We start from the raw sequence: 16,599 nt of genomic DNA, 5'->3' as shown, positions 1-16,599 counted from the left end.
ATGAGCAAGAAAGCTAACAAAAAACCGAGAATTGGTACTGAAAGAATGACACTTCTCGATTACATTATTTTCGCCGTATTACTCGTGCTTGCCCTGATGATCTTGATTCCGTTCTGGAATGTCATCATGATCTCGTTTGCAACACAGAAAGAATATGCTGACAATCCATTTTTGATGTTCCCTAAACAATGGACATTGGATTCCTACAAGGCGTTGTTCGCTGATGGAACGATTCTGTCGGGATACAAAAATACCATTATATTGCTAGTCATCGGCTTGCCACTCAGCTTGTTCCTGACAACAAGCATGGCATATGGCCTTAGTCGCAACAAATTCCCGTTTAAGAAATTTATCTTTTTCCTGGTACTGTTCACCATGATCTTTAATGGTGGTATCGTACCGCTGTACCTGATCATGAAATCACTTCATCTTACAGGTACGCTCTGGTCCGTTATCCTGGCGGGAAGCTTCAGTGCTTTTAACATGATTCTGATGATGAACTACTTCTACACCTTGCCTGAATCACTGATGGAATCGGCGAGACTGGATGGAGCAGGAGAGTGGAGAATTCTGTTCTCTGTCGTTCTTCCGCTGGCTACACCAATTATGGCTACAATCACGTTGTTCTACGGTGTGGCTTACTGGAACAGTTGGTACGATGCGATGATATTCCTTCGAAAAGCGGATCAGTTACCGCTCCAGAATGTACTGCGAAACATTATCGTGACATCTACGACGAATGCATCAAATGCATCCAGTGTGGATGCTGCCCAGGCGAGCAACTTCTCCATGGGTATGAAGATGGCAGCTGTATTTGTCACCATGGTACCAATTATGTGTTTCTTCCCAATGCTGCAAAAACACTTTGCCAAAGGGGTATTAACAGGGGCAATCAAGACCTGATTATACGTATAGGATTTTGCAATAAAATCTGACTAAAAAACATGGGGGTAAAACATGAAAACGAACAAAAAGTTGTCAGTAAGAGCTCTCTTTGCCATCACGCTTAGTGTAGTTATGCTGATGGTGACCGCTTGTTCCAGCCAAGGAGCTTCAGGTGGTAACGAAAAAGATGCAGAGGGAAATTACAAAGATAACCTGACCATCTCTGTAGCTAACCTGACAGAAATCAAAAACGGAAACCTGGATAATGACTTCCACAAGTTCTGGACAGACAAATTCAATGTAACATGGGACTACAACTATATCGATTGGGATTCGTGGGGCGAGAAGCTTCGTCTGTGGATTAACTCTGGCGACTTGCCGGATGTAGCGGTATGGAACTATGTACATGGCGATGCCATTAACAGCATTGAACAAGGTTTGTTCTACAAATTCCCGGATGACTGGAAAGAACGCTGGCCTAACGTTGCAGCAGCTTACAATTTGACGGGTCTTGGAGACAAGCTGGAAGAATTGACAGGTGGAACATACGTCCTGCCTAGACCAATCTATTTCGAGAACAAACCAGCTGACCCACTGACGAACCAAATTGGTGTCATTGCACTTCGTAAAGACTGGGCTGAAGCCGTTGGTTTTGAACTGAAAGATGCTTATACAACAACGGAATTGAATGAATATGCTGCGCTGGTGAAAGAAAAAGATCCAGGCAAAGTAGGTAACAAACTTGTACCATTGTCCTACAATGCAGCAGATGCCATGACAAACATGATTATGCCAAACAGCGTACATGCCATGACCGACACACCGTTCTACAAGGGTGAAGATGGCAAGTTCCACTGGGGACCAGCAGATCCTGAAACGCTGACAGGACTTAAATTGATGCAAAAAGCGTATAAAGATGGATTGCTCAATCCTGAGTTCTACACATGGAAAAACAATGAAGGTCAAAACAACTTCAAAGTAACAGGAACAGCCGCTGTAACAAGTCTGGGTGGACTCGCTTCGTACAGACAAGGTCTGGATTCGGATATGAGAAAAAATCTGGGTGTAGATAGTGATGAACTAGTACACACAGCAATCGTAGTGGGCGATGACGGTAAATACCGTAACATGGAGCAAGCCAACTTCTGGTCCGCATTGATCTTCAATCCGGACATCAGTGACGAGAAATTCGAACGGATCATGGATCTGATCGATTACTCCGCAACCAAAGAAGGACAGTTGCTCATCAACATGGGCTTTGAAGGAACGGATTGGAAATATGATGAGAACCAAGAACTGGTTAGCTTGTTGCCAGAAGGAACAGTATTGGAAGATAAATACCCGGCACGTTTCGAAGGTCTGTATCTGCTCGGTGACGACTTCAGCGTTGTAAACCCAGCAATCAAAAAGGATTACCGTGATAGAGCCGTGAAATTGTTCCAAGAAAAAGCAAAACTCGGTACAGAAGGCAAATCGCTTGCAGCATACGATTGGGATGTCAACCTGTATGATTCCAAAGCGAAGAGTCAGGCTTCATTCGATTACCAGAACGAATATGCCAACCTGATCCTCAAAAACGGAGATCTGGAGGCAAACTGGAAAGAATGGGTGAACAGTAAAATGTCCCTGGTTCAACCTTATCTGGATGAGCTAAACGAGAAATTCTAGTAATCGTTCAGTCATTAATTTTGAACCCGGTGCGCGGTCTCTCCCCGAACGCAGCCGGGTTCTTTATTTCAACAACTTGTAAGTGGAGGATACGAACAGATGAATAACGAGCAGCTGCTAGACCTGGTAAAACAGATGACGTTGGAGGAAAAAACAGCTCAGCTTCTTCAGTTGACTGCCAACTTCTATGAAGGAACAAATGTCGAAGGGCAGATCACAGGGCCGATGGAAGAGATGGGAATTACGGAGCAGTCCGTGGATGCCAGTGGGTCCATTCTGGGGTTGTCTGGTGCACAGGCCATCATTGATGTACAGCAAGCTTATATGAAAAAAAGCCGTTTGGGCATTCCGCTCTTGTTCATGGCTGACGTCGTTCATGGTTTCAAAACCATTTTCCCGATTCCACTGGCGATCGGTTGCTCATGGGACACAGAACTGGCTGAGAAAAGTGCTGAAATTGCAGCGCGTGAATCAGCTGTTTCCGGTTTGCATGTTACCTTTGCACCTATGGTGGATCTGGTTCGTGACCCGCGTTGGGGCCGTGTGATGGAAACGACAGGAGAAGACCCTTATCTGAACAGCTTGTTCGCGGCTGCATTTGTACGTGGATATCAGGGCGATAGCTTGAAGGATGAGCCTGATCGTCTTGCAGCCTGTGTTAAACACTTTGCGGCGTATGGAGCGGCTGAGGGTGGTCGGGATTACAATACGGTGGACATGTCCGAGCGTAACCTGCGTGAGTACTATTTGCCAGCGTACAAAGCTGCATTGGATGCGGGTGTAGAAATGGTCATGACTTCGTTCAATACGGTTGACGGTATTCCGGCAAGTGGCAATGAGAAGTTAATGCGCGGCATTTTGCGTGACGAGTGGGGCTTCGATGGTGTGCTGATCTCGGATTGGGCTTCCATTCGTGAGATGATTGCGCATGGCGCTGCGGAAGATGATCGTGAAGCGGCATACCGTGCCATTCGCGCAGGCGTAGATATGGAGATGATGACACCTTGTTATGTACATCATTTGCCTGAGCTAATTGAGAGCGGTGAAGTGGAAGAGAAGCTCATTGATGAAGCCGTTCTGCGAATACTGCAACTGAAAGAGAAGCTGGGATTGTTCGACAATCCGCTACGTGCAGCTGATCCGGTTCGTGAACGTGAGATCGTGTTCTCCAAAGAGCACCGTCAGGTATCATATGAACTGGCAACCAAATCGGCTGTCCTGTTGAAAAATGATGATAGTGTGCTTCCGCTTCAACCTGACGCTAACGTAGCCCTTATTGGTCCTTTTGCACAGAGTCCTGATATTCTGGGCTGGTGGTCCTGTGAAGGAGTTAAGGAAGATGCAGTCAAGCTTGGAACAGCTCTGCAAGAACGCTTGACGGGTGGGAAAGTTCAGTTTGCTCAAGGTAGTGATGTTCATACGATTACAGCTGAGCAGATAGCGGAAGCCCTTCAAGTGGCAAGCAAAGCGGATCTCATTGTCCTTGCTCTGGGTGAAGACTCGGAGATGAGTGGAGAAGGTGGATCACGCACGGATATTCGTCTGCCAGCAGCCCAATTGGAATTGGTTAAACAGCTCAAAGCAGCGGGAAAACCTATTGCTAGCGTTATTTTCAACGGACGTCCATTGGATCTGCATGGTGTAATCGATGAATCGGATGCCGTTCTTGAAGCCTGGTTCCCAGGTAGTGAGGGCGGGGCAGCGATCGCAGATGTTCTGACAGGTGTAGTGAATCCATCTGCACGTCTGACGATGTCCTTCCCGCAGTCCGTAGGTCAGATTCCGGTCTATTACAATCATTTCAATACAGGTCGTCCGTTGAACCCGGAGAAAACGGAAGAGCGTTATGTCTCGAAATACATTGACAGTCCCAATGAACCTTTGCTTCCGTTCGGTTATGGTCTTTCATACACTTCTTTCTCTTATGGTGATCTTGAAGTGTCCAGTAACGAGATGACTGCCGAAGAGCCTTTGAGTATCCAAGTACGTGTAACAAACACGGGTGATCGCACAGGTGTAGAGACTATTCAGTTGTACATTCGGGATGTAACGGGTGAAGTCGTTCGTCCTATGCGTGAACTGAAAGGATATGTGAAGCTTGCATTGGCTCCAGGAGAGAGTGGTATAGCTGCGTTTACGTTACATGAAGAACAGCTTCGCTATCACCATTCCGATTTAAGCCATCGCAGTGATCGAGGTGAGTTCCATATTCTTGTGGGTGCAAACAGTCGGGACACTCAGAAGAAATCATTCAGACTCGTGTAATCCGGTGAATGGAAATAGTAATGTGTCAGGCCTTTCCTTATGGAAGGCCTGATGAACATAACAGGGGAGCGAAAAATGTGGTCAGTATCAAGGATATCGCCAAACAGGCGGGAGTTTCCATCTCTACGGTGTCATATGCGCTTAATGGTAGCAACAAAGTGACCGATGAGACGAGTTCCAAAATTTTGGCCATTGCCAAAGAGCTGAACTATGTTCCAAATGCCGCTGCAAGAACACTGAAGAAGAGAGAATCCAAAATTCTGGGTGTATTCTTGACCGATTTTAGAGGAGATGTGTATGGAGACTTGCTGAGTGGCATGAAAGCTGTATGCAATGCTCAAGGCTATGACCTGATCGTGTGCAGTGGTAAACAATCCCATCGCATGCTTCCAGAGAGGATGATTGATGGTGCAATCATTCTGGATCATACGTTTGCAAGTGAGGAACTGATGCAATACGCCGATCGGGGCCACAAAATCGTTGTATTGGACCGTGAGATGGATCATCCCAACATTAATCAGGTTCTGTTGGATAATAAAGCCGGGGCGACACTTGCGATGGAACATCTTATTGAGCAGGGACATAAGAAAATCTACGTGGTGACAGGACCGGAAGGTTCGTTTGACTCTGTGCAGCGATTAAAGGCTGTGAGACAGGTTGCGGAACGTGAAGCCGATGTGGAATGGATTGAGATCACGGGAGATTTTGAAAAGAGTGGTGGAGAACAAGCCGCAGATCAGATTGTGCAGGAGTATGATGGGCCCGCAGCAGTATTCTGCCTCAATGATGAGATGGCTATTGGCTTGTGTGATCGTCTGGCAGAAAGTGCACTTGGCGTTGGTCAGGAGGTCGATGTCATCGGATTCGACAATATTGAATTGAGCAAGTACGTCCAGCCGAGATTGGCAAGCATTGATTATTCCAAACGCAAGTGGGGATCACTCGCCGCTGAACAATTGATCAAAATTATTGCTGGAGAACCCGTCGATCATGAACGAATCTATGTGACATTAGTTGAGGGTGGGTCAGTGAGTGGACCTATGCCTTCTGATGCTGTTATATCCATGCGGAATGAACGGGCGGTAAGCTATTGATCCCGAATATGCGTATCCTGACTGGATTGATGCGTGGAACAAACGGCACAGCAAGAGGCAAGGCTTAGAAGAATCGAATCATTCTTTTAAGCCTTGCCTCTTGTTATTTCAAGGATGAAGCAATAGAAAAAGCCTCTCCGGAGAGAGGCTTGGCCTTTTACAAGCCTTTTGTCTTGTCATTGTTGTAGGATGAAGTGAGAATGCCTGTAATGAAGAGAGTCAATACAATTGCAATAATCCAGAATGTCAGTGAAAATGACATACCCTTCGCACCTCCTGCACAAGCTCATTTTCTTCTATTATAACCATTATAGGTAGAAAAGAAATGCTTAACCCTATTATTTGTAAAATAAAAAGTGTGTGGGTACCGGTCTTAGACTGCCATCCGACGGGTTATTTACAACCCGATTATTCAGAATAAGCGAGGAAGATCCGCCGCCATCCAGATTATAGGCGTCGATAACCCCAAGCTTGTACAGCCGTCCTTGCAACTCTTCTAGGGTAGCACCGGAACTTCCGCCTTCATTATATCCATCGACTACAATGATCAACAATTGATCATCCTTATAATTGCCAATGACCGTACGTGGTGCTCGTTTGGGTGATACTTTCCACTTATCGGGAATTGTGGTTTTACGCCCATTCTGCAACAGCACCGGAACAAACGTAGCCCCAAACTGTGGCCGCAGGCGATCCAGTGAATTTTTATCGAAGAACTTGCCTCCGACCAGCTTGCCGGCATCGTTAAGTCCTACAAAAAACAGGTCTTTGAAACTGGCCTGAAAACCGTTCACGTATTTCCCATCCATAACCGTTGTGCTAAGTGGGTAACGTTTACCGCCACTGTCAGCAAATCCACCTGCGTTGATCCCAGCAATCGCGCCGTTACGCTTCACAGCCTGCATGGTTGTCTCAGAACGGCCAGGTTCACTGTCCAGAGCCATCTGCATAGCAGTGGGGTCTTTTAGCTTAATCTTCATGGCATAGCCCTTATAGGTGCCAGGATTCACTCTGTACAGTTCAATCGTTAGCCGGTCACTGTCTACCCGTTCAAATGGAACGCCAAGCTTGGATGTAATCCGTTTGTTGTAGATCGTTTCCGGACGATCCGCCTGAGCGGAAGCCTTCTGTACGAGTGTAGACATCGTACTTGTTGTTTTATTATAGAGCTGTGTCGTTCTTTTAATAGAAGAAGAAGTCTGGACAGCAGCCTCTTTTGCCCCGGCAAGCTCTTGGCTAATTGCTTGGGCCCGGGGTGTAATCGTATCCTCTGACAGTTCGGCAGAAATCAAACCTCCGGGTTCGAGCGGAGGACGAAGCAACAGCAGGCATAATATCAATCCAACAAAAGGAGCGAGTGCAAGCATAAAAAAACGATTAACCTGTTTGACGGGTGTAATCATTTGAGCAGGTCCATCTTTTTCTGGAGTGTCTCCAGTTGTTTTTTGACTTCGCTCAGCTGGGTATAGAGTTTGTTGCTGTTATCCGTTTTGTCACTTGCATTATCCTTGGTGAAAGTCAGCAATTCATTGAAGGATTGAACTTGTCCCTGCAGGTCTTCTACTTCCTTAGATATCGTTGTTAGCTGATTTTCGTAGTCGGTTTTTAACGCTGTAATCTGCTGCTGATTATGGGACTGAAGCTGGTTAATCATCTGTTGCTGGAGATGGTTACTATAATAGTAGGTTCCAACGACTCCCAGTGCAATGAGCACAATCCACATTACCAGAAACAGCTTGATTGAAGATCCGGCCTTGCCTTTGGCGCTCCGGGTGTGATGGATGTCAGAGGGCGGGGCAGATGGTTTCATATCATCACTCCTGGTCATTTATAGGTACAAAAATTTTTCCAGTCCTCATTCTATCATGCCCCTATTGATTACGCAAAAATGAAATTCTTTACTTAATAGAGTAAAAAGAGATTGCATCGGAAGGAAGTCCTAGGATACAATTTCTTATAGATGCAATAAGTAGGAACTTTGGGCAGGTTTTTCGACTTTTTTAGATAGAAATGCAGGAAATTTATACTATATTTTTACCTTTCCGGGGATGGGAAGATGGACGTCATGGTGTTTTTATAACAAAATACGGTGAAAATAGAGCTTTTTTATCGGCTGCATCCTGTGTTTTTCTATTTTTCGACATAATCCGACCTATGCTTCTTCTATACTCGGACTGTCGCATAGACGATGGCATCATCATGACAGAAGCTAGAAGCTATTTGTCCAATACATAACAGGGGGAACAACAATGAAAAAAGTATGGCAGGTGGTCATCGTAGATATCCACCCCACCAGCATGCTCGGTACAAAATTGATTTTGGAAGAGCAGCAAGATTTGACGGTACGTGGCATGACCTCGACCGGAACAGAAGGGCTCGATCTAGTGAATATGCACCAGCCTGATCTGATTCTGATGGATTATCGTCTTCCAGAGGGCCCGGCCGATCAATATATTGCCCAGATGAAGAATCTGTCAGCTCACAGTCACATCATCATTCTGACGGATGAAGATAATGTGAAGCTGTTTCGTCATCTGATGAGTCTTGGTGCAAGCGGCATGTTATCCAAACAGGCTTCCCCTAGCCAGCTGATTCATCTGATCTCTGGGTTACGTGAGGGCCATGTGTCCATTCCATTGGCGTGGTTAAACAGTGCGGAGTGGGCGCAACCTGTGGAGTCTCCGACAGAATCACGTGTAATTGAATTAACAGAAACCGAAACTTTTATCATGGAAAGAATTGTTCAGGGTGTAACCTATGATAAAATAGCGAATGAGATCAACGTTAGCAGACGTTCCATTGATAATTACCTGCGTAAAATATACGTGAAGCTGGAAGTAAGCAGCAGAGCACAGGCCATTGAACGTTATGCCTTGCATGCAAGACAAGTGAAGACGGGATCCTGACGAATCGGGTTTGTTCTTCTTATTATCACAACTGGTCGATATGCATCCGGTCATATTCGATGGCGAGCACGAATAGGTTGTAGGGCTGCGGACTGCGAGTACAGTTTCGGAATAGGGATGAAAGGGGAACGGATCGATGAAATATTTCTTTGCTTCCCGTACCAACAGGCTTTTGTCATCACCACTGAGGGATATACGTGAGATGTCTGGCAGAGATTATTTCATTTCTCTGGCAGAAGAATTGCCTGCGGAGGAGTTGTTTCCTTTCAAATTGTTGGAAGAAGCAGCGGTGTCTGTCTTTAGTTCAGGCCCCTCCGCATTGCAATATGGAGAGCCAGCAGGCTACACCCCCCTAAGAGAGTGGCTGAACAAGGACTGGAATGCACGCAAAGGCATACGAACGGTACCCGAGCAGATTCTGTTGACCACTGGTACCCAGCAGGCCATCGATCTCGTGATGCGTCTATTACTTGAGCCAGGAGATTCCGTACTGGTTGAACATCCTACATCTCCAGGCTGTCTTGAGGTTCTGGAAATGCAAGGAGCCAAGATTGTGCCCGTAATGGGTGATCGGGACGGCATACTACCAGACCTTTTGGAGCATCACATGCAGCAGGTTAGACCGAAGCTGCTTTTTGCTGCACCCAGTTTCTCAAATCCGACAGGTGCTTTGTGGAGTATGGAGCGTCGGGAGGCTGTCCTTGAACTGTGTTCGCGCTATGGTGTACTGCTAGTGGAAGATGATTCTTACGGGGAGCTTCATTTCGATGGCCTGGAGCCAACGGAATTCTATCGTAAATACCCTTCACTCTTTGCACTGGATACTGCAGATCAGGGTGGACATGTTCTATACATTGGTTCATTCAGCAAAACGGTAGCGCCCGCTCTTCGAACCGGATGGGCCGCGGGGCACCCGGCACTGATTCAGGCCATGGCCTCAGTTAAACGGATTGCCGATGGTCAGTCCAGCCCGATGAATCAGCGGCTGTTGTATCAATTGCTTGCCCAGTCCCCGTTTCGTTGGAGTGATCACCTGTCCATGTTGAATCGGGAGTATAAGACAAGACTCAAACTGATGCTTGAACTGTTGAAGAGACCAGGCTGGAAAGGGTGTCAATACAACATTCCTGAGGGTGGAATGTATCTGTGGGTACAGTTGCCGGAAGGATTGGATAGTGGCGCTCTGCTTAAGGCTGCTCTGCCCAAAGGGGTATCTTTTCTGCCTGGATCGCTATGTTCTACAGGTGTACAGGATCAACGTTACATTCGATTAAATTTTAGCCATCCGGGTCGGGATGAACTGCTGCTCGGCATGAATCTGATCAGTGAAGCCATTTCCGAATTTACGGCTCGTAGCTAAGACAGATCCAAAATAGATTGTGGCAAAATTAAAATTGGTTCATGACCAAAGTGATTACGTTATTGCATCCACTAACATTTTTATATATAATATGAATTAATGAGTTGTTGGTTTCTTTATATAAGCTACAATGGTGGCCAGTTCAGAAAGAGCACTCATATATTTTATCTAACGGGGGAAAATTCAACATGTCTAATATTTTATTCGTTAAAGCAAATGACCGTCCTGCAGATCAAGCAGTCAGCGTTAAATTGTACGATGCATTCTTGAGCGCATACAAAGAGTCCCACCCAGGTGACACAGTTACTGAGTTGGATCTCTACAATACAGAATTCCCATTCTATGGTAACACTGCAATCACAGGTACTTACAAAGCAGCTAACGGTTTTGAACTGACAGCTGACGAGCAAAAAGCAGCTTCACTTGCAGCACAGCTTCAAGATCAATTCTTGGCAGCTGACAAAGTGGTATTTGCATTCCCGCTCTGGAACTTCACTGTTCCTGCACCATTGGTAAACTACATTGCTTACCTGAGCCAAGCTGGTAAAACATTCAAATACACTGCTGAAGGTCCTGTAGGACTTGCTGGCGACAAAAAAGTAGCTTTGCTTAACGCACGTGGTGGCGTGTACTCCGAAGGTCCAATGGCAGCTGCTGAAATGTCCCTGAACTTCCTGAAAACAGTTCTCGGCTTGTGGGGCATTCAAAGCCCTGAAGTGGTTATCGTTGAAGGACATAACGCTTCTGCAGATCGTGCTGAAGAGATTGTTACTGCAGGTCTGAAATTGGCTTCCGAAGTAGCAGCAAGCTTCTAATAACAATTTTCTATATGTAACACATAAAAACACCTGTTGTCTCCTCTGGAGATTACAGGTGTTTTTGCATTCTCATTTTCATATCACGTATTTCGAGTGTTTCCATATCAGTTATGGCCTGTATTTTTCAAGTATTGCTCCGCGGTTTCAGCGATATGTGCAAGGTCGCCCTTATGTTCACCAGATACGGAATACGTTACATCAAGTTCATTAATGGTTCGTTCAATCATATTATTATCCTCAAGCATGTGTGCATGCTCGGTTAACGCTTGTACTCCCTTAATCGTCAGAATATATTTCCCTCGGGAGAGGCGTTCAAACCAGCCATAATAATTCTTTTGCAGAATCGCCGCGGCAGAACCTACACCCGTTTGTCTGGCGAGTATGACGGGAGATGATTCTCCGTTCGTTCGCAGAGCAGATGCGACTCGTAAGGCCTTTTCACGATATGCCGTGACCAGCTGTCTGCGTGTGCTGCCTCCCGTATTATAATCACCGCTGCGTTCGTCGAATTCCTTAAGCAGGCGTTTCCGCCGAACACCACTTTTGCGAGCAACCTGATTGCGGCCAGTGAGGGGAGTCTGTGCAGAAGGCTCGCATAATACATCAATTAGGGGAGGTTTGGTTTTGTAAAATGTGACTGTCAGCAGCCCCAGACCAAGCTGTCTGCATAATGCAGTCAGTTCGCTCCAGCGTTGGTTCACGGCTCCACGTTTGCTGCGATTGCGCTCGACGGCCAAATACACGAACGGGCTAAGCTTCAAGCGCTGCATGCCTTGCAACAACAGGGAGAGATTAAATGTTTTTTTCATCTCCACAATCAGTGGTTCCTCCTGATCCGATCTGACCCCTACGAGGTCACAATGTCTAACTTCCGCCTTTACGTCGAAGCCACGCTGCTCGAAGAAAGCCTTCACAGGCGAATATAATTCGGTTTCGTATTGCACTGCCATCGTTCGTGCTCCTTTCCCAAAGTAGTCAGAGTTCTGACCGCATTGTCCGGTTTCCTGAATTAGAACCCTCATTATATCATATTCGTTCTTTTTTTTCTGAACGCACAAGATGTCTGATAGAACAGGGAAAAGCCAAAATTCGAATCCGTGGATTGAAAAAAAGAGGTCAACTTATCCGAATTGCCGCATAGGTATGTAATACACTTTTCACAACAAAACAAGATGTTTGGACAGAGGGTGGCGGGACTTCACAGGACCGCAAGATTGGTATTCAAGCAGGAGCCGCAATTCTATTGATTTCTTCATACCATTCGGAATGGTTGACAATCACACTAAAGGAGCCATGGGAGGTACCAAGCATGAATATTTTTGAACGCGTTGCGGAACATCGGGCAGAGAGTGACCGTTTGACATGGAACGGAACATTTGAAGATTATATTGAACTGCTGAGAGAGGACCCGACTCCGGCAATGACGGCTCACGCCAGAGTGTATGAAATGATTGAATCGTTTGGCGTGGAAGAAGTAGGTGGGCATAAGCGGTACAAGTTTTTTGAGCAGGAGATCTTTGGATTGGATCGATCCATTGAAAAGCTGGTTGAAGAATACTTTCACTCAGCAGCACGCCGCCTGGATGTACGTAAGCGGATCTTGCTGCTTATGGGTCCCGTAAGTGGAGGTAAATCAACGCTGGTGACGTTGCTGAAGCGGGGGCTTGAACAATTCTCGCGGACAAAAAAAGGTGCTATCTATGCTATTGATGGATGCCCGATGCATGAGGAGCCACTGCATCTGATTCCATTGGAACTTCGTCCTGAAGTGGAAAAGGAAATTGGAGTTCGTATTGAGGGGAACCTTTGCCCATCTTGCCAAATGAGACTCCGTACCGAATATGGCGGTGATATCAGCAAGGTGCCTGTGGAACGGGTTATTGTTTCCGAGGATAATCGGGTGGGGATAGGAACATTCAGTCCTTCCGATCCGAAATCGCAGGATATTGCCGATCTGACGGGTAGCATCGACTTCTCCACCATTACCGAGTTTGGTTCTGAATCCGATCCACGTGCCTATCGTTTTGATGGAGAGTTGAACAAGGCGAACCGCGGATTGATGGAGTTCCAGGAGATGTTAAAATGTGATGAGAAATTTCTGTGGAATCTGTTGTCGCTTACACAGGAGGGGAATTTCAAAGCAGGACGTTTCGCCTTAATCAGTGCAGATGAGATGATTGTGGCGCATACGAATGAATCGGAGTATAAGTCTTTTATCTCCAACAAGAAGAATGAGGCACTGCAATCCCGGATGATTGTCATGCCGATTCCATACAACCTGAAAGTATCCGAGGAAGAGAAAATCTATGCCAAGCTCATTCAGCAAAGTGACATGAAGCATGTTCATATTGCACCGCATGCATTGCGGACTGCAGCCATTTTTTCCATACTTACCCGCTTGAAGGAAACGAAGAAACAAGGCATGGATCTCGTGAAAAAAATGCGGATGTATGACGGTGAGGAAGTGGAAGGTTATAAAGAAGCCGATCTGCGAGAGATGCAAAATGAGTATCTGGATGAAGGGATGTCCGGCATTGATCCGCGGTATGTCATCAATCGGATCTCCAGTGCTTTGATCAAGCAAAATCTTCAGTGCATTAACGCGTTGGACATTCTGCGGGCCATCAAGGACGGTCTGGACCAACATGCTTCCATTACGAAAGAAGAGCGGGAGCGTTATCTGAATTTTATTGCTCTTGCACGCAAGGAGTATGACGAACTGGCCAAGAAGGAAGTACAGAAAGCATTTGTGTACTCATTCGAGGAGTCGGCGAGAACATTATTTGAGAACTATCTGGACAATATTGAAGCATTCTGCAACTGGTCCAAAATTCGTGATCCACTCACGGATGAAGAAATGGACCCGGATGAGCGTTTGATGCGTTCCATCGAGGAGCAGATCGGAATCTCCGAGAATGCAAAGAAAGCATTCAGGGAAGAGATTCTAATCCGAATCTCGGCGTACTCCCGTAAGGAGCGCAAATTCGAGTACAGCAGCCATGACCGTCTGCGTGAAGCGATTGAGAAGAAGTTGTTTACAGATCTGAAAGACATCGTCAAGATTACAACCTCCACCAAAACACCAGATGCAACCCAATTGAAACGAATGAATGAAGTGATCAAACGCTTAATTGAAGAACATGGATATACCGCAGCCAGCGCCAATGAACTGCTACGCTATGTGGGCAGTCTGCTTAATCGCTAATCGGCAACGAACCATTCCGGATCAGGCTTCTGATGTCTGCTGTGAGGCTCCTTCACAGCAGAGTCAGGGCCTTTTTAGTTCCATAAGCATCTTATTAACCTGAAATACTGACAAATAAGGTTAATTTTACGGTGAATTAGTTCTAAAGGTGTATGTAAGTTTGGGTATTTTAGTCTATAATCAATACATATATTTACAATTTAATGTAATGGTGTTTATTAAGGAGCTGACTGAACCAGATATGAGCAGTATTTCCGCAACAAGACAGAAGCAACTTGATTACATGGGATTAACCGCAAGAGATCTGGCACTGCTTGCCGATCATCGGCCTGTTTTTAAAAAAGTCGTGAATGAAGTGGTGGATCATTTCTACAATCATGTGGGGAATTATCCTGATCTGGTAGATCTGATTGCCCGATTCTCTACAATTGATCGTCTAAAGGAAACACAGAAGATGTACTGGTTATCGATGACGGATGGAATCGTGGACGACGCATATATTGAACAACGTATTGCGATTGGGCTTGTGCATTCCCGTATTGGCCTGTCCGAAGATTATTATCTGGGTACCTATATGGTTTACCTTGATATTGCAACGAGCATATTCCAGCAGGTTATCCCTGATTCCTGGCATCTTGTCATTCAGGCGCTCAGTAAAATGTTTAATCTGGATTCACAGCTTGTCCTTGAGGCATATGAGAAGAAAGAAAAAGAAAAGTTACATCAGCTTGCCGATGATCAACAACATACTTTGCAGGCGATCACGCAAATTACCCAAGAGCTTACAGGCATGATCAGTGAACTGAATGAAAATGCGCTGGCTATCTCGAATGTGGCCAAAGAAACAGCTGCTTCTCAGGATCAGGCTCAAGTTCTGCTCACGGAGTTGACCGGGGAGATCCAGCAGATTGGAAAAATGGGTGAACTCATTCGCGAGATATCGGATCAGAGTCATCTTGTCGGCCTGAATGCAGCGATTGAAGCTGCTCATGCAGGAGAGTTCGGTCGTGGCTTCGAGGTCGTCGCCAGTGAGGTGCGCAAGCTCGCAGCCAGTTCCCGGGATGCCCAGGGTAAAATTCAGTCTAATCTAGAGCAGATCATGAAGAAACTAAGTAGTGTGCAGCAAGAGTCGGATCATACGTCTCGTGGAGCACGTAGCCAAGCTTCACGCTCGGCCGAACTGGCTGTATTTGCAACAACAATGGAGAAACTGTCTCTGGATTTGAAGAATCTGGAACAACAGGAATAGACGTTAAAAGCAATAGGAACCTTCCATACCGTTTCAGGCTGTTTTAAGCTATAATGGGTAGACAAACCTGCCGATGTTATGGAAAATGCAGCCGGAGACAGGGGATTTGAAAGAGGTTGAGGTGATCAGATGGCTTCTATCCATGATGTGGCCAAGGAAGCGGGAGTATCTGTTGCAACCGTTTCCAAAGTGATAAACGATTATCCTGATGTAAGTGAAAAAACACGCAAAAAAGTCAATATAGCCATCGAATTATTGAAATATCAACCGAATGTGGTCGCACGTGGACTTGTAAAACGCCGTTCATGGACGGTAGGTGTATTGTTGACGGTCCCATTTACAAACCCTTTTGTGTCGGAATTGCTGGAAGGGATTAAGACTGCGCTGGAGAACAGTGGTTATGATCTGGTCCGATTGTCTACACGATTCGATGATCCGACGTACTCGTTCATCAAACATTGCCGCAGTCGTAATGTGGATGGTGTGGTGGTATTCGGGGAAGGCAGAGATAACGCGAGTATTCAGGAACTGGTGGATGCAGAGATCCCAACAATGTTTATCGATACGGACCTGTTGGGCAAACGCGCCGGTTACATTACTACGGATAACGCAAACGGCATCTCCATGAGTGTCAAACATCTGTATGAGCTCGGACACCGCAAGATTGCTTATATTTCGGGAACACTCGGACCTGCCGTAGCTAATCTGCGATTGGAAGGATATCGGGAAGGACTGCGAGAATGCGGCATTCCGTATTCTACGATATATCTGGAAGTTTGCGATTACTCATTTGATGGCGGTAGCAAGGCTGCAAGAAGATTGTTGGCACTTCAGGATCAACCGACGGGGATTGTCTGCGCATCAGACATGTCTGCCTTTGGGGCAATTCATGAAATTGAAAAGCATGGACTGAGTGTGCCAGAAGATATTTCTGTTGTCGGATTTGACAACACATATTATGCTGAAGTATTCAAACCGGGACTGACCACGGTGAATCAGAATATCTATTCGATTGGCATTAAGTCCATAGAATATCTGATTGCCATGATTGAGAATCCGTCTTATTCTCCACCCGTTGTGACGGAACCTTCCAATTTGGTCATCCGTCAGACGACAGCGCCTTTAAAAGTGTAAAGACGTTTCACACGT

The 16,599-nt window shown here is 46.0% G+C and carries 13 protein-coding genes; 10 read left to right on the top strand and 3 right to left on the bottom strand.

Annotated elements, in window-relative coordinates; genetic code table 11:
• The 4 genes from ACX9NY_RS14475 to ACX9NY_RS14460 all read left to right on the top strand — a co-directional run bounded on the left by ACX9NY_RS14475 (position 1) and on the right by ACX9NY_RS14460 (position 5,912).
• Positions 1-903 (top strand): carbohydrate ABC transporter permease, encoded by a 903-nt coding sequence (locus tag ACX9NY_RS14475; RefSeq protein WP_253432871.1) that lies wholly within the window; start codon positions 1-3, stop codon positions 901-903.
• Between the two features lie 54 nt (positions 904-957).
• A complete protein-coding gene (locus tag ACX9NY_RS14470) occupies positions 958-2,553 on the top strand; it encodes a type 2 periplasmic-binding domain-containing protein (protein ID WP_339240895.1) in 1,596 nt (531 codons plus the stop codon).
• A gap of 99 nt (positions 2,554-2,652) precedes the next feature.
• Positions 2,653-4,818, top strand: a complete 2,166-nt coding sequence (gene bglX / locus ACX9NY_RS14465) for a beta-glucosidase BglX (protein ID WP_472479049.1) — start codon at positions 2,653-2,655, stop codon at positions 4,816-4,818.
• 77 nt (positions 4,819-4,895) lie between these two features.
• Positions 4,896-5,912 carry a LacI family DNA-binding transcriptional regulator gene (locus ACX9NY_RS14460; protein WP_472479047.1) on the top strand — a complete coding sequence of 339 codons (1,017 nt, stop codon included), beginning with the start codon at positions 4,896-4,898 and terminating at the stop codon, positions 5,910-5,912.
• 338 nt (positions 5,913-6,250) lie between these two features.
• Here ACX9NY_RS14460 and ACX9NY_RS14455 read toward each other — a convergent pair whose 3' ends face one another.
• Positions 6,251-7,315 carry a phosphodiester glycosidase family protein gene (locus ACX9NY_RS14455; RefSeq protein WP_339240898.1) on the bottom strand — a complete coding sequence of 355 codons (1,065 nt, stop codon included), beginning with the start codon at positions 7,313-7,315 and terminating at the stop codon, positions 6,251-6,253.
• Positions 7,312-7,722, bottom strand: coding sequence for a hypothetical protein (locus ACX9NY_RS14450; RefSeq protein ID WP_472479045.1), 411 nt, complete (start codon positions 7,720-7,722; stop codon positions 7,312-7,314). Before ACX9NY_RS14450 ends, ACX9NY_RS14455 begins: the two co-directional genes overlap by 4 nt.
• A gap of 439 nt (positions 7,723-8,161) precedes the next feature.
• Between ACX9NY_RS14450 and ACX9NY_RS14445 the strand changes: the two genes are divergently transcribed.
• The 3 genes from ACX9NY_RS14445 (at position 8,162) to ACX9NY_RS14435 (ending at position 10,993) form a co-directional block, all read left to right on the top strand.
• A complete protein-coding gene (locus ACX9NY_RS14445; RefSeq protein ID WP_339240900.1) occupies positions 8,162-8,818 on the top strand; it encodes a response regulator transcription factor in 657 nt (218 codons plus the stop codon).
• 136 nt (positions 8,819-8,954) lie between these two features.
• On the top strand, positions 8,955-10,178 hold the full coding sequence (locus ACX9NY_RS14440; protein ID WP_339240901.1) for an aminotransferase-like domain-containing protein: 1,224 nt from the start codon (positions 8,955-8,957) through the stop codon (positions 10,176-10,178).
• Positions 10,179-10,366: 188 nt separating this feature from the next.
• A complete protein-coding gene (locus ACX9NY_RS14435) occupies positions 10,367-10,993 on the top strand; it encodes an FMN-dependent NADH-azoreductase (protein WP_169478771.1) in 627 nt (208 codons plus the stop codon).
• 107 nt (positions 10,994-11,100) lie between these two features.
• Here the strand turns inward: ACX9NY_RS14435 and ACX9NY_RS14430 are convergent, their stop codons facing one another.
• A complete protein-coding gene (locus tag ACX9NY_RS14430; RefSeq protein WP_472479042.1) occupies positions 11,101-11,946 on the bottom strand; it encodes a DUF2161 domain-containing phosphodiesterase in 846 nt (281 codons plus the stop codon).
• 359 nt (positions 11,947-12,305) lie between these two features.
• Between ACX9NY_RS14430 and ACX9NY_RS14425 the strand changes: the two genes are divergently transcribed.
• The 3 genes from ACX9NY_RS14425 to ACX9NY_RS14415 all read left to right on the top strand — a co-directional run bounded on the left by ACX9NY_RS14425 (position 12,306) and on the right by ACX9NY_RS14415 (position 16,584).
• Positions 12,306-14,201: a PrkA family serine protein kinase gene (locus ACX9NY_RS14425; protein ID WP_339260066.1), complete on the top strand. Its 1,896-nt coding sequence runs from the start codon at positions 12,306-12,308 to the stop codon at positions 14,199-14,201.
• Positions 14,202-14,442: 241 nt separating this feature from the next.
• Complete coding sequence (locus ACX9NY_RS14420) at positions 14,443-15,450, top strand: globin-coupled sensor protein (RefSeq protein WP_339260068.1); 1,008 nt, start codon at positions 14,443-14,445, stop codon at positions 15,448-15,450.
• Positions 15,451-15,579: 129 nt separating this feature from the next.
• Entirely contained in the window at positions 15,580-16,584 is a 1,005-nt protein-coding gene (locus ACX9NY_RS14415; RefSeq protein WP_339240906.1) for a LacI family DNA-binding transcriptional regulator, read from the top strand.
• Positions 16,585-16,599 lie beyond the last annotated feature (15 nt).

Source organism: Paenibacillus sp. CB74 (genome assembly GCF_055687625.1).
This window is presented reverse-complemented; position numbering and strand designations above follow the sequence as displayed.

Bases quoted from the DNA above. Each gene is read 5' to 3' on its own strand.
- ACX9NY_RS14475 (WP_253432871.1), top strand. From the start codon at position 1: ATGAGCAAGAAAGCTAACAAAAAACCGAGAATTGGTACTGAAAGAATG.
- ACX9NY_RS14470 (WP_339240895.1), top strand. From the start codon at position 958: ATGAAAACGAACAAAAAGTTGTCAGTAAGAGCTCTCTTTGCCATCACG.
- bglX (WP_472479049.1), top strand. From the start codon at position 2,653: ATGAATAACGAGCAGCTGCTAGACCTGGTAAAACAGATGACGTTGGAG.
- ACX9NY_RS14455 (WP_339240898.1), bottom strand. From the start codon at position 7,315: ATGATTACACCCGTCAAACAGGTTAATCGTTTTTTTATGCTTGCACTC.
- ACX9NY_RS14450 (WP_472479045.1), bottom strand. From the start codon at position 7,722: ATGAAACCATCTGCCCCGCCCTCTGACATCCATCACACCCGGAGCGCC.
- ACX9NY_RS14445 (WP_339240900.1), top strand. From the start codon at position 8,162: ATGAAAAAAGTATGGCAGGTGGTCATCGTAGATATCCACCCCACCAGC.
- ACX9NY_RS14440 (WP_339240901.1), top strand. From the start codon at position 8,955: ATGAAATATTTCTTTGCTTCCCGTACCAACAGGCTTTTGTCATCACCA.
- ACX9NY_RS14435 (WP_169478771.1), top strand. From the start codon at position 10,367: ATGTCTAATATTTTATTCGTTAAAGCAAATGACCGTCCTGCAGATCAA.
- ACX9NY_RS14430 (WP_472479042.1), bottom strand. From the start codon at position 11,946: ATGGCAGTGCAATACGAAACCGAATTATATTCGCCTGTGAAGGCTTTC.
- ACX9NY_RS14425 (WP_339260066.1), top strand. From the start codon at position 12,306: ATGAATATTTTTGAACGCGTTGCGGAACATCGGGCAGAGAGTGACCGT.
- ACX9NY_RS14420 (WP_339260068.1), top strand. From the start codon at position 14,443: ATGAGCAGTATTTCCGCAACAAGACAGAAGCAACTTGATTACATGGGA.
- ACX9NY_RS14415 (WP_339240906.1), top strand. From the start codon at position 15,580: ATGGCTTCTATCCATGATGTGGCCAAGGAAGCGGGAGTATCTGTTGCA.